This window comes from Bacillus cereus group sp. MG16 (assembly GCF_040459875.1).
In the GTDB taxonomy this organism is placed as follows: domain Bacteria; phylum Bacillota; class Bacilli; order Bacillales; family Bacillaceae_G; genus Bacillus_A; species Bacillus_A paranthracis.
In genome coordinates, this window is sequence record NZ_JARVHE010000001.1 from 2,655,788 (window position 1) to 2,669,265 (window position 13,478).

Consider the following 13,478-nt stretch of genomic DNA (forward strand, 5'->3'; position numbering starts at 1 on the left):
AAAGATTTGACTTAAGGAGTGTTTTAAGTGGCACGTGTTTTATTCATTAATGCTGGATCAGAAGGACATATAAATCCAACGTTGCAAGTTGTAGAAGAATTAGTTTCGCGTGGAGAAGAGGTAGTTTATTTTTCAATAGAAGCTTTCAGAGAACGTATTGAAAAAACAGGGGCTATTGTAAGAACAATTGACGACCAAAGGTTTATAAAAGCATTTCTTTCCGGTGGCCGAAATTATTTGCAGGAAAGAATAAATGGCCTTCTACATACAGCAGATGTTATTATACCAAGTGTTCTTGAACAAATTGAAGGAGAACATTTTGATTATATGATTCATGATTCGATGTTTGGCTGTGGCCGTATAATTGCTCAAATTTTAAAGCTTCCGGCAATAAATTCCTGTACATCTTTTGCACAAGATGAAAAATCATTTCAACAAATGTTAGATCACTTGTCTAAAAGTATCCCAGTGAAAGTTCAGGAGAGGATACATAATGATTTTGAAAGATTAACTAAGGAGGTTGCGGAAAAGTATAGTGTTGAAATAAACTCACCATATGAAGTTTTCTGTAATCCAGCGTCACTTACTATTGTATATACAATAAAAGAGTTCCAGCCTTTTGGAGATATGTTTAATGAAACATTTAAATTTGTAGGTCCATCCATCCCTGCACAAGTAAAAAATGAAGACTTTGATTTTACTTCAATTGAAGAAAAAAGCCCGATTTACATTTCGCTAGGCACTGTTTTTAATGAAGCGCTTGATTTTTATAAACTTTGTATGAAGGCGTTCGAGAATAGCGAGCATACAATTGTGATGTCTATTGGTAATAAAACGAAAATAAGTGATTTAGGTGCTATTCCTAAAAACTTCATTGTAAAAAACTATGTACCACAAATGAAACTACTTGCATATACAAAGTTGTTTATTACACATGGTGGAATGAACAGTACACATGAAGGGCTATATAACGGGATTCCACTCATTGTAATTCCGCAAAGTGCAGATCAGCCAGTAATCGCAAAGCAAGTGGAGAATCTAGGAGCTGGGATTAAGTTATCTATGAAAGAATTAACTGTAGAACAACTACGTGAAAGTGTAGAACTTGTATTAAATAATCCATCATATAAAGAAGTTGCATGGAATTTGAAGAAATCTTTCCGGAAATCTGGTGGCTCTCAGGAAGCTGCTGATGAGATTTTTACATTTATAGGTCAATAATAAATAGAAAATTATACATGAGAAGAGTGTCTATATGAAATGATATAGACACTCTTTTTTATATGAAGCGGAGAATTCGTTGTTTTGAAATGTTGAATATTCTGTTTTGTAAATTCGGACCATAGTTTTACGTGTTACTAATGCTTTCATCATTTCTGCACAACTTCTGCACATACTTTGATGATTTCTATGTCATGATATATTCATCAAGTGAAATATTTCACAAGAAATGAAATATATTTTCACTGCGGTGTATGCATAACACACACATACATCGTTACAAGATTGTCTCTTGTTATTCTTTTACATCGAAGCCCACATTACACTACGAATTATAACAAAAAGGGGACAGGAACATGAAGAATCGATTTTTAAAACAACTACAAAACATGAAAATGAACAAAAAAAGTCTAGGAGCTGTTGCGTTAACAGCTGGAATTATTGGCACAACACTTATTCCTCAAAACGCATACGCGCACGGTTTTGTTGAAAAGCCGAGCAGCCGATCTGCTTTATGTAGTCCAACTTATGGTGCACTAAATGTAAATTGCGGAAGTGTTATGTATGAACCGCAAAGTTTGGAAGCTCCAAAAGGCTTCCCGCAAGGTGGCCCAGTTGATGGACAAATCGCTTCTGCAGGTGGTAAATTTGGTGGTGTGTTAGATCAACAAACAGCAGATCGTTGGTTTAAAAATACAATCACTGGTGGAGAAAATACATTTACTTGGAAGTATACAGCGCCTCATTTAACGAGCAAATGGCATTACTATATTACAAAAAAAGGATGGAATCCAAATAAAGCGCTCACAAGAGCAGATTTTGAACCGATTGGAACTGTACAACATGATGGTTCTGCAGCCTCAAATCATTTAACTCACAAAATCAATGTACCTACTGATCGTAGTGGATATCATGTGATTTTAGCAGTATGGGATGTAGCCGATACAGCAAATGCATTCTATAATGTTATTGATGTTAATCTCATCAATGACGTAAAACCAGATACAGAGGCTCCAAGTATTCCAAATGGAATACAGGCCCAAAAAGTAACAGCGCATAGTATTGAACTAGCATGGACCGCTTCTACGGATAATGTAGGGGTAAAAGGATATCAAATCTTCCGTAACGGAGAGATGATCGACACAGTACCGGGCACTCATTTTATTGATAAAAAATTACAACCAAGCACGGAATATTCTTATACTGTAAAAGCGATTGACGCAGCTGGAAATGCTTCGAAAGAAAGTGCAAAGCTTACAGTAAAAACGACAGTTGAGGCTCCCGATACAGAAGCACCAACACAACCAAAAGGATTACATAGTATGGGAACAACAACGTCAAGTGTGGATTTAATGTGGAGTCCTTCCGACGATAATATTGGTGTAGACCATTACGATATTTATAGAGAAACAGAAGGATCGATGAAAAAGATTGCAACATCCAATACGACTGCTTATATCGATAAAAATTTACTCCCTAATACTACTTATAAATATGTAGTGAAAGCTGTTGATGTAGCTGGAAATGAATCTGTACAGAGTGATATATTCACAATTACTACAAAAACTGAAAGCGCTTCATACGAAGAGTGGGATGCAACGAAAGCATATGAAAAAGGAGATAGAGTTCTATACGAGGGAAAAGTATATGAAGCAGTGCAGAGTTATAAAGGAAATGGGGATCCAAACTGGATTTATGCTTTATCATTATGGAAAACAGTATAAGCTTTACTAAGATATGAAATAAGAGATAATGGGCTTTGATGCAAAAGGACATCTTGAGAATTCATTTTTCTATTAATAAAAAAGGGTAGTATATGAATACGTAAAGTAGTTTCATATACTACCCTTTTTATTATGATAACATTTTCGTCATAAGTATATGCGGAATACCGTCTTCCATAAATACATCAGAAGAAGTTTGATAACCTAATTTTTTATAAAATCCTTCAGCTTGTGTTTGACCGTGTAATTTTACTTTTGTAGATTCTTTTTCACGAGCAATTTCTTCTAACGCTTGAATAATTATTTTTCCTAATCCGTATTTACGATAGTCTTTTAAAATACAAATACGTTCTAATTTTCCAGTTCCATTAACAAATCGTATGCGACCTGTACCAACAGGAAGCTCGTTATAATAAACTAAAATATGTTTACATTTCTCTCCGACTTCATCGAATGTATCGAATTCATCTTCAAGAAGGACATTTTGTTCTTTTACAAATACTTCTCTTCTAATATGAAAGGCAGTTTCTAAATCTGTAAGTTTTGTTATGACTTTGGAGTGCAAATTGTTCAGTCCTTTCTAGTGTGATGTGCTTTTGTTTTCATAGTATATCATAATGTTACGTAATAAAGAGAAAATATAAAAAGCTGACTGTAAGAGTCAGCCTTCATTATAATTCCTTAATCCCATTTTTTGTTCCAATAATCGCCTTACTAGTCATGTTAACAAACAATCCGGTTTCAACTACACCGGTAATCATTTTTAATCGTTTGTGTAAATCGGAAGGAGTAGCTATATGATTAGGAAATATACAATCGACAATCATATTATTATTATCGGTTATAAATATTTCATTATTTTTTAAACGTAACGTTGTTTGACAACCTAAAGATTGAATTTTCCTTTCGGTTTGTTTCCGTGAAAAAGGTATAATTTCAACAGGTAATGGGAAAGTACCTAAATACGTTACGAGTTTCGATTCATCAGCAATGATAAGTAGTTCTTTAGAGGAAGAGGCAACGATTTTTTCACGAAGTAATGCGCCACCGCCTCCTTTTATAAGTTGTAAATTTGAATCAATTTCATCAGCGCCATCAATTGTAAGATCAAGACTTTGTACGTCGTTTAACGAAATCAACGGAATATTTAGCTGCTGTGCCAATGCTTCCGTTTCCTTTGATGTCGGGACAGCTTGAATTGATAATCCCTCTTTTACACGTTGACCTAATTTTTGTATCGTCCAGTATGCGGTTGATCCTGTACCAAGACCAATCTTCATACCATCTTTTACGAAGGTTGCAGCATATTCACCAGCTATCTGTTTTAAATCCATCGCTTTACTCCGCCGGACGTGGTCCAGCATCAAGACCTGAATTTTCAACTGTAAGTACCGGACGAACGACTATATCCTTATGTACACGCATTTGACAAGATAATCGTAAATGATCTTCAATTCCTTTTTCTGTCATCGCATTTTTTTCATTCGCACTCGCTTCACAAAAATCACCGGCTATAATTTCTACTCTACAAGTTGTGCAACGTGCTTTTCCGCCGCAACGATGGAGTATGTTTACACCGTTATCTTCAATTGCTAATACTAATTTTGTGCCTTCTTTTACATCAAAAGTTCCCGCACCTTCAATTGTTAATTTTGGCAAATTTGTTCCTCCTCACGTAAAATTGTACATAACATATTTATGACCGCGAATTATTGAACATAAACATAATTTTTTTATATGCCCCGTAACTTTTTTATTTGTTGAATCGTTAATTAAGTAAGCGCTGAAAAGGAGTGGTTATTTTGTGCACAAAAGTAACTCATATTTTGAAAAATCATATCGATATGAATCATTCAAATATAACTTTTTTAATTGAGCAATACGGAGAGTTGAAAAGATACTGTACATTTTTAACGAAAAATAAATGGGATGGCGAAGATCTTGCCCAAGAAACAGTTTGTAAAGTACTTCAAAAATATAGTAATAAAGATATTTGTATGACGCTCGTATATAAAATAGCTAGAAATCGTTGGTTAGATCAAATAAAGTCAAAATCAGTTCATGAAAAAATAAGAGACCAAATTACTTTTGAAGAACCCCATGAAAAAATTGCAGATTTGCATGAAATGGTAGGGAAAGTATTATCTTCATTAAATGTACAGCAATCCGCAATTTTATTATTAAAAGATGTTTTTCAATATAGTATCGCTGATATTGCTAAAGTATGTTCCGTATCGGAAGGGGCAGTAAAAGCTTCTTTGTTTCGTAGTAGAAATAGGCTAAAAACTGTAAGTGAAGAAGGGATTGAGATAGTTGAATTCACAGATGATATGGAAGTTGTAGTAACGTCTATTCGAGAGGAGAGACCGGAATTATTAACGAAATTGCTTCCGACAATAGATTTTACTAAGTTACCATCTAAACAGCCAGTCTTATTATTTAATGTGAAACAACCTTCTTCCTACAGTTGTATGCTTTGCGTTGCATAACAATTATTGGAGGGATTTAAAATGAATGCAATTCCATATGTTGTAGAACAAACGAATTTAGGAGAACGTTCCTATGATATATATTCAAGGTTATTAAAAGGCCGTATTGTTATTATCGGTTCAGAAATAAATGATCAAGTAGCGAGTAGTGTCGTAGCTCAATTATTATTTTTAGAAGCAGAAGATGCAGAGAAAGATATATTTTTATACATTAATAGCCCAGGCGGATCAACGACAGCAGGTTTTGCCATATTGGATACGATGAATTTAATCAAACCAGACGTGCAAACGCTATGCATGGGCTTTGCAGCATCATTTGGTGCATTGCTATTATTATCAGGTGCAAAAGGAAAACGGTTTGCACTCCCAAATAGTGAAATTATGATTCATCAGCCGCTTGGTGGTGCACAAGGGCAAGCAACGGAAATTGAAATCACAGCAAAAAGAATTTTAAAGTTAAAACATGATATTAATAAAATGATTGCAGAAAAAACAGGGCAACCGCTTGAAAGAGTAGCACATGATACAGAAAGAGATTATTTTATGACTGCAGAAGAAGCGAAGGCATATGGGATTGTAGATGATGTTGTTACGAAAAAATAGCAGAAAGCAGGCTAGAGAGTAAAGTATATTCTCTAGCCTGTTTTATTAATCTTTTATCCATTCATCGACTAACGCTTGATTCTTTTTAATCCATTTTCGCGCCGCTTCTTCGGGATCTTTCGTTTTATTTAACTCGACCATTAATGTACCAAGCTGTTCATCGTTCATTTTCCATTTATCAAAGTATTTTATGATATCCGGATGATCTTTTTCGAAACCTTTACGAACGGAGTAATAAATGTCATCTTTTTCACCATATACTTTCTTAGGGTCTTTTAAATATTTTAAGTCAAATTCTGAAAAACCCCAATGTGGATTCCAAAGCGTAACAGCGATTGGTTTCTTTTTCGTATATGCTTTTTTTAGTTCACTCATCAAAGCAGCTTCAGAAGACTGGACAAGTTTTAGCTTTATATCATATTCCTTCATCGCTTTATTCGTTAAATTCATAAGACTGCTGCCAGGTTCAATTCCGACAATTTTATTATCTAGTTCATCTTTATGTGCATTTAGATCTTCAATGCTGTTTATGTTTTTCACATAAGAAGGGACAACTAAACCTAGTCCGGTTCCTTCATACCATTTTGATTTTAAGACAATATCATCTTTATAACGATCATTTAGTGGTTTATCCGTAACGGGTAGCCATACTTCTAAATTAGCATCAACATCACCGCGAGCAACACCAGTCCAAATTGCCGCTTTTTCTAAATACATGAGTTCAACTTTGTAGCCTTTTTGTTCTAGTAGTACCTTCCACATATTTGCAGTTGCAATGTTTTCTTTCCAACTTGTTACACCTAGTTTAATTTTTCCTTTCGAATTTGCATTTGTTGCATTACATGAAGAGAAAATCATAGTAATAAATAATGCAAGGCATATGAGCCATATTTTCTTTCTCATTAAAAACCTCCTAAGAAACGTTTGCTTTTAAATAAATGTATAAGTAAGCATTCTTATTATGAACGGAAAAAAGAATTTTAAAGAAATCTTATAAATGTTATTTTTATGTAATATTTCTTTGCAAAATCGCAACACTATGTGAATAGATGGGTAGAAAAGGAGTAGTGACATGGATAATACAAAGGTACGTGTTGAAAACGTAACAAAAGTATTTGGGAAACACCCGCAAAGAGCGCTTACCTTATTAAAAGAAGGAAAAAGTAAATCGGAAATTTTGAAAGAGACAGGAATGAACGTTGGCGTAAAAAAGGCGACGTTCGAAGTATATACGGGAGAAATTTTCGTTATTATGGGATTGTCTGGTAGCGGGAAATCGACGTTAGTTCGTATGTTAAACCAACTGATTAGACCAACAGCGGGGCATATATACATAGATGGAGAGGATATCGCAACGATGGGAAAAGAAGAGTTGCGAAGAGTGAGAAGAACGAAGATGAGCATGGTGTTTCAGAAATTCGCTCTATTCCCTCATCGTACCGTTTTGCAAAATGTTGCATATGGGTTGGAAATACAAGGAGTTCCAGTAGAGGAACGAGAGAGAAAAGCGTTAGAGTCCTTGAAGTTAGTTGGATTAGACCATCATAAAGATAATTATCCAAGTCAACTGAGTGGTGGTATGCAACAGCGTGTCGGCATTGCGAGAGCGCTTACGAATAATCCGGATGTTTTACTTATGGATGAGTCATTTAGTGCATTAGATCCACTGATTCGAAAAGAAATGCAAGATGAACTGTTAGAATTACAAGATAAAATGGAAAAAACAATTATTTTTATTACGCATGATTTAGATGAAGCCCTTCGAATTGGTGATCGAATTGCGTTAATGAAAGATGGAGAAGTTGTCCAAATTGGAACGCCAGAAGAAATTATGATGAGTCCTGCGAATGAATTTGTAGAGAAATTCGTGGCGGATGTGAATTTAGGAAAAGTAATAACGGCGGAATCTATATTAAAACGACCAGAGACGTTATTAATAGACCGTGGACCACGTGTAGCACTTCAAATTATGAGAAATGCCGGAGTTTCTACAGTTTATGTTGTTAACAAAAAATATGAGTTTTTAGGAATATTAACGGCAGATGATGCGAGTAAAGCAGTACAAAAGCAATGGCCGATTGCTGATTTATTACTTACCGATATCCCGCACGTGTATTTAGATACTTTACTGGAAGAAACGTATGCGAAAATGGCGGAGATGAAATATCCGTTACCAGTAATTGATGAGAAGAAAAGGCTAAGAGGAATTATTAAACGTGAAAGTGTCATTCAAGCTCTTGCAGGTAATATTGAAGAAGAGGTGAAAGACGATGAATAGTATACCACGTATTCCTTTAGGGGAATGGGTCGACTCATTTGTTGCAAGTTTATATGAGCACTTTGAAGGCTTATTCCGAGGATTCTCTTATATTATCGGCGGATTCGTTGATTTACTCACTAATTTTTTAATAATAATACCGGCCATATTGATGATTATTATTTTATGTTTCCTCATTTGGTACACAACGAGAAAAGTATCTTTAGTTATTTTTACACTCATCGGATTATTATTTATTTTGAATATTAACTACTGGGCACAGACGATGCAGACATTAGCTCTTGTACTTACATCTGTTATTATTTCAATTATTGTAGGTATCCCAATTGGCATTTTAGCTTCGCAAAATGAACGGTTTTCAAAATTTTTAAAACCGACATTAGATTTTATGCAAACAATGCCGGCTTTCGTATATCTTATTCCCGCGATTACATTTTTTGGAGTAGGTGTAGTACCCGGGATTATTGCATCGGTAATCTTTGCAATGCCACCGACAATTCGTTTTACTGACTTAGGAATTAGACAAGTTCCAGAAGATTTAATAGAAGCAGCGAATGCGTTTGGCTCTACCGCATCACAAAAATTATTTAAAGTACAATTACCACTCGCAACTGGAACGATCATGGCTGGTGTGAACCAAAGTATTATGCTCTCTTTATCAATGGTAGTTACAGCATCGCTTGTAGGAGCTCCAGGTCTTGGAGTTGATGTATACCGCTCTGTGACACAAGTTAATATCGGGATGGGATTTGAAGCGGGACTAGCCATTGTTGTCATTGCGATTATATTAGATCGTATTACACAAGGATTTCACCAAAAAAGAAGATAACAAAAAAACACACTTTATTATACAAAGTGTGTTTTTTGTTTGAATAGATTATATTCGAACGATAACAGAACCGTCAGCTGACGCAAAAACTTGTTTTTTTATTTCATTGATTTAATTCTTCGATGAATAACGATATGTTTGTTTAATAGCGACTTTAAAATCTCTTCTTAAGAAGAGGATTATGTGGTGGAAAAGTATAAGTAATAAAGTACATTTTTTGGAAATTATTAAGTGGAATAGCGAATATATTAGGAGACAGTGAAGTCATGTAAATAGATATTATTTTGGAAGAAATTATGAGAGGAGATGCTATTTTGTCTAAAAAGAAAAAAAGCAATGATGCCTTGGCAATAGGCGTCGGTATAGGGGTTGTAATCGGTGTAGTCCAAGGTTATTTTACAAATAATTTAGTAATCGGAATTGTGATTGGGATTGTAATTGGAGTTGTGTTTTTGAAGAAAAAATGAGGTGTAAATTCAATTCAAAATTGTTGCGTTAAAAGAATGAATTTTTGGAATATAAATCCTATATTTCCTTTTTTATGATATTATATATAAAAAGGATGGTGATGGATATGCCAACAAATAATCAAGTAGAACAAAATTGCTTCATTTGTGAAAAACATAAAGGAAATATTACAGTTCCAGGTGGAGCTATTTACGAAGATGAACTCGTTTACGTTGGACATGTCCACTGGGATAGCGAAGAAACGTATCTTGGTTATGTAATGATAGATATAAAAAGACATGTACCTGGTCTTGCTGAACTAACAGATGAAGAAGCAAAAAGGTTCGGACTTATATCAAGTAGAGTAAGTAAAGCACTAAAAGAAAGTGAAGGTGCAGAACATATTTACACTTTTGTTTCAGGGAATGGTGTACCACATATGCATATGCACATCATACCGCGTTATGCAAATACACCAAAAGAGTTTTGGTCACCGACTGAAGTAGCGAAATGGAACGGTGCGCCTTATGGTGATACAGAAAAAATCAAAAAACTATGCGAAAGAATACGAAAGTATATGGTGAGTGAATATGCATACAACAAATAATAGACAATATTCATGGGTTGGAAGTAGAGAAATGTGCTTAGACGAAATTTCGATAAAGCAATATGGTGAAATCGTAATTGGTAAATACGGCGGGAATATAAGTGCCGGAGCAAAAAAGAATGAAGATGGTGCGTTAGTTTGGTCAAATGGTGATTGGGAATTTGCAGCTATACTAGATGGACATAATAGTGCAGAAAGTGTTGATTTAGTAGTAAATACAATTCAAAAAGAATATGAAAATATAAAAGAAATGATGGCTGAATCGATTGATAAAGTATTTCGATCTATTGAAAATCATATTCTTACAATCTTTCAATCTTCTTCATTTAAGGAAAAGTGTCAAAGAATTAAAGGTGAAACAGCTTGCTTACTATGTGTAAGAAAAGAAAATTATATATGGTGGCTATCTATTGGAGACTGTTTAGTTTATGTATTTCATGAAGAGTTACATAAGTTAGGACAATATGCATTAAACCAACGTCATTTTTACGAATGGATTGGAAATGTAAACACATTTGATTTACCTGTTCCTTGCTATTCATCAGGGATTCGTGAATTACGTAATGGAAAGAATCGAATTGTAATGGTGACAGATGGAGTATTAGAATGCGGGGAACGTCGGTATGAAACTCCTGTAAATCTGTATAGTGATATGAATAGAAATAATATAAAACTTGAAGAAAGTGTTCATCATGTATTAGAGCACGTTCATCATCAATTCGGACGCGACAGTGCGACAATTGTTAGTTGGGACATTGATAATAAAGGAAAGGCTACTTATCCGAGTGATCAGCCAGAGAAAATAAAAGTAAGAAAATAAAAGTAAGAAAATAAAAGGAGAGAGTTTTCTGTCAATTGCCAAAATAACTCTATTAATTTTATGGGTACTATGTATATTCGTTTTTGAAAAAATAGCAAGGAAAAGATTAAACATCCCGAAACAAAAGGGATGGGATAATCAATATGTGAATAAAACACATAAATGGGGGAATAGAATTATCATTTTCTCTTATATAGTTGTTATTGCGATAAGTGCTTTTTTTCCAAACCGTATATTTATGGGGTATGTACCTCTTTTGTTTTTTATCACGTTATATGGATTTCAATCATATATGGAGTGGAAATATGATAAGGAATCGCGCGAGTTCTTGATTTCATTATTTGCAGTTACAGCGCTAATAATAACTGGATTAATTATATATTTCTTTCTTTAATAAATTTTCAATTAAATATTTAAAGGAGGAAAATAATGAATAGATCTGTATTACGTGTAGAAGTCATTATTTATAATGGAAATAACTCAAAAGTGCTCGTTCAATGCGATGAAAATGAATCATTTTATTGTTTTCCAGGAGGCTCTATTGAATTTGGTGAAACAGCAAAAGAAGCGATAATAAGAGAATTAATGGAAGAATACGATTTGAAGATTGATGTTCAAGAGCTAGCTGTTGTAAATGAGCATATTTTCGAGTGGAACAACGAAAAAGGATATCATTGTACATTGATATATTGGGGAGTTGTTAAAGAGAGGGTTACAAATGAAATAAGACATTAAGAATATGAAGATATTATTTTAATATGGAAGGGCATAGAGGAATTAAAGGAGAAACCAACATATCCTGAAGGAATTGTAAGTTATTTAGAAGAGAATAACCGTAATATAGTCCACTTTATTACTAAAGATAAATAAGGTAATAGGAGGGGGAGCAATGGGTATTTCTACAATTTTGCTTATTATTATTGGACTTGGTATAGGTGGTTACTTTATAGAACAGTTTTTAAGAAGAAAATTAAATATGGAGAAAAGAGGCTTTTTTGGATATAAGCATGTGAATAGCTTGCATGTGAAATTGGAAATAGGATTGTTCTTTATTTATTTCGTAAGTAGTATCATTTATGTTAATAGTAATGAAAATGCAAATGTAGGATATGCCCTTTTCATTTTTTTTTGGAACATTATGGACGTTAAGGGCATGGATGGAGTGGAAATATGATAGGGAATCGAAGGAATATATTCTTTCGATAATCGGTTTATTGGCATTTATAGTTATGATTTCATTGCTCATTTACTTTGATCCGTTTTCAATTTAAAACGAAAAGAATAAAAAAAGGAGATGGAATAATTTGGGGATAAATGAGATAATTGAAAGAGTTCAAGAAAAATGTACGGAACAATCAGTTATAATAATAGGTATTGATGGCTGTGGCGATGCAGGTAAAAGTACGTTAGCAAATAAAATAAAAAGTAATTTTTCAACTGTAACGATTGTTCATATGGATGATTTTTATTTACCATCTGCAAATATTGTAAATGAAAATCCTACGAATAAATCAATTGGTGCAGATTTTGACTGGAAACGCCTTTTAAAAGAAGTTTTAAATCCGATTAGTAATGGACTAGAAGGGCGTTATAATTGGGAAAAGGGTTCTTTAGTTGGATCCCACATTGTTCCTGCCGGTGGTATTGTAATTATTGAAGGTGTATATGCAACACGTCAGGAGCTAGCGGGAATGTATGATTTAAAAATATGGGTGAATTGTCCTCGTGAAACACGTATAAAAAGAGGAATTGCTAGAGATGGAGAAGCTGCGCGTGATATGTGGGAAAACAATTGGATGATTGCTGAAGATATGTATGTAGAAAGTCATAAGCCACATGAATTTGCAGATTTTATTATTGATGGTACAAATAATGAGATAACTAATAAATAAGAAACCATTTACTACTAAATGGTTTCTTATTTAATTTAAGCGTGTATTTTAGCTAATATCGATGTAATAAAATTTGTTTTATCCTCTGCATATTGATGTTTATCATTAGGATTAGCTTGTGAAAGTTGAATCTTCAACTGTTCATACTGTATACGAGCAGTTTTATTGACTATTAAGTAATCTCTGAATTGCAACTGTTCTATTAAATATGTATTCCCTTTTTCATACATATGAATTTGATGAGTTCTTGGCTCACCTTTATTAAAATAATATCGTTCAGGCAATACATCTTTTCTATATTTATAGTTTAGTAGTTCTAATTTTTTAATACAATGTATACCGTCCCTATAATTTTCTAATTCAATTGCTATATCAATAATGGGCTTTGCACTTAAATGTGGAATAGAAGTACTACCAATATGGTGTATCGCTAAAATATGTTCGCCAATTTGTTCCTCAATGAATTGTTTCTCTTTTACAAATTCAATTGCCCACTCTTCGGTCCACGGAACTAAAAACACTTTACCATATGGTAAACCTAACATTTAATTAGCACCTCTTTCAAAAT

The 13,478-nt window shown here is 33.8% G+C and carries 16 protein-coding genes and 2 pseudogenes; 13 read left to right on the plus strand and 5 right to left on the minus strand.

Annotated features, from left to right (window positions below; genetic code table 11):
* Positions 1–27: 27 nt before the first annotated feature.
* Both QCI73_RS13700 and QCI73_RS13705 read left to right on the plus strand, forming a co-directional pair.
* Positions 28–1,221 carry a macrolide family glycosyltransferase gene (locus QCI73_RS13700; RefSeq protein ID WP_353823143.1) on the plus strand — a complete coding sequence of 398 codons (1,194 nt, stop codon included), beginning with the start codon at positions 28–30 and terminating at the stop codon, positions 1,219–1,221.
* A gap of 356 nt (positions 1,222–1,577) precedes the next feature.
* Complete coding sequence (locus tag QCI73_RS13705) at positions 1,578–2,945, plus strand: lytic polysaccharide monooxygenase (protein WP_327923815.1); 1,368 nt, start codon at positions 1,578–1,580, stop codon at positions 2,943–2,945.
* Between the two features lie 130 nt (positions 2,946–3,075).
* Here the strand turns inward: QCI73_RS13705 and QCI73_RS13710 are convergent, their stop codons facing one another.
* The 3 genes from QCI73_RS13710 to QCI73_RS13720 all read right to left on the minus strand — a co-directional run bounded on the left by QCI73_RS13710 (position 3,076) and on the right by QCI73_RS13720 (position 4,604).
* Positions 3,076–3,510, minus strand: a complete 435-nt coding sequence (locus tag QCI73_RS13710) for a GNAT family N-acetyltransferase (protein WP_353823144.1) — start codon at positions 3,508–3,510, stop codon at positions 3,076–3,078.
* Positions 3,511–3,616: 106 nt separating this feature from the next.
* Entirely contained in the window at positions 3,617–4,279 is a 663-nt protein-coding gene (rpiA, locus tag QCI73_RS13715) for a ribose 5-phosphate isomerase A (RefSeq protein WP_353823145.1), read from the minus strand.
* Positions 4,280–4,283: 4 nt separating this feature from the next.
* Entirely contained in the window at positions 4,284–4,604 is a 321-nt protein-coding gene (locus QCI73_RS13720; RefSeq protein WP_001125378.1) for a 2Fe-2S iron-sulfur cluster-binding protein, read from the minus strand.
* Positions 4,605–4,747: 143 nt separating this feature from the next.
* Here QCI73_RS13720 and QCI73_RS13725 point away from each other — a divergent pair, with 143 nt between their 5' ends.
* Together QCI73_RS13725 and clpP are read left to right on the plus strand one after the other, a co-directional pair.
* Positions 4,748–5,434, plus strand: coding sequence for an RNA polymerase subunit sigma-70 (locus QCI73_RS13725; protein ID WP_000337493.1), 687 nt, complete (start codon positions 4,748–4,750; stop codon positions 5,432–5,434).
* 21 nt (positions 5,435–5,455) lie between these two features.
* Complete coding sequence (clpP, locus tag QCI73_RS13730; protein WP_353823146.1) at positions 5,456–6,037, plus strand: ATP-dependent Clp endopeptidase proteolytic subunit ClpP; 582 nt, start codon at positions 5,456–5,458, stop codon at positions 6,035–6,037.
* Between the two features lie 45 nt (positions 6,038–6,082).
* Here clpP and QCI73_RS13735 read toward each other — a convergent pair whose 3' ends face one another.
* Positions 6,083–6,940 (minus strand): glycine betaine ABC transporter substrate-binding protein, encoded by an 858-nt coding sequence (locus tag QCI73_RS13735; protein WP_001227645.1) that lies wholly within the window; start codon positions 6,938–6,940, stop codon positions 6,083–6,085.
* Positions 6,941–7,109: 169 nt separating this feature from the next.
* On the opposite strand from QCI73_RS13735, the gene QCI73_RS13740 reads away from it, so the two are divergent.
* From QCI73_RS13740 to QCI73_RS13780, 9 genes and pseudogenes are all read left to right on the plus strand, one after another.
* The gene (locus QCI73_RS13740) at positions 7,110–8,315 is read left to right on the plus strand and encodes a quaternary amine ABC transporter ATP-binding protein (protein WP_000370624.1); all 1,206 of its coding nucleotides are present in this window, start codon (positions 7,110–7,112) and stop codon (positions 8,313–8,315) included.
* Positions 8,308–9,144 (plus strand): ABC transporter permease, encoded by an 837-nt coding sequence (locus QCI73_RS13745; protein WP_001084753.1) that lies wholly within the window; start codon positions 8,308–8,310, stop codon positions 9,142–9,144. The genes QCI73_RS13740 and QCI73_RS13745 overlap by 8 nt, the downstream gene beginning before the upstream one ends.
* 296 nt (positions 9,145–9,440) lie before the next feature.
* Positions 9,441–9,611, plus strand: a complete 171-nt coding sequence (locus QCI73_RS13750; RefSeq protein ID WP_002092099.1) for a glycine zipper domain-containing protein — start codon at positions 9,441–9,443, stop codon at positions 9,609–9,611.
* A gap of 101 nt (positions 9,612–9,712) precedes the next feature.
* Positions 9,713–10,198: an HIT family protein gene (locus tag QCI73_RS13755; protein ID WP_353823147.1), complete on the plus strand. Its 486-nt coding sequence runs from the start codon at positions 9,713–9,715 to the stop codon at positions 10,196–10,198.
* Positions 10,182–11,018, plus strand: coding sequence for a PP2C family serine/threonine-protein phosphatase (locus tag QCI73_RS13760; RefSeq protein WP_353823148.1), 837 nt, complete (start codon positions 10,182–10,184; stop codon positions 11,016–11,018). Before QCI73_RS13755 ends, QCI73_RS13760 begins: the two co-directional genes overlap by 17 nt.
* Before the next feature lie 55 nt (positions 11,019–11,073).
* The gene (locus QCI73_RS13765; protein ID WP_168176182.1) at positions 11,074–11,412 is read left to right on the plus strand and encodes a DUF4181 domain-containing protein; all 339 of its coding nucleotides are present in this window, start codon (positions 11,074–11,076) and stop codon (positions 11,410–11,412) included.
* A 35-nt stretch (positions 11,413–11,447) separates the two neighbouring features.
* A pseudogene (locus QCI73_RS13770) lies at positions 11,448–11,888 on the plus strand (NUDIX domain-containing protein).
* 19 nt (positions 11,889–11,907) lie between these two features.
* A pseudogene (locus QCI73_RS13775) lies at positions 11,908–12,289 on the plus strand (DUF4181 domain-containing protein).
* 33 nt (positions 12,290–12,322) lie between these two features.
* Complete coding sequence (locus QCI73_RS13780; RefSeq protein WP_353823149.1) at positions 12,323–12,910, plus strand: uridine kinase family protein; 588 nt, start codon at positions 12,323–12,325, stop codon at positions 12,908–12,910.
* 35 nt (positions 12,911–12,945) lie between these two features.
* Here QCI73_RS13780 and QCI73_RS13785 read toward each other — a convergent pair whose 3' ends face one another.
* Positions 12,946–13,455, minus strand: coding sequence for a GrpB family protein (locus QCI73_RS13785; protein WP_353823150.1), 510 nt, complete (start codon positions 13,453–13,455; stop codon positions 12,946–12,948).
* Between the last annotated feature and the right edge of the window lie 23 nt (positions 13,456–13,478).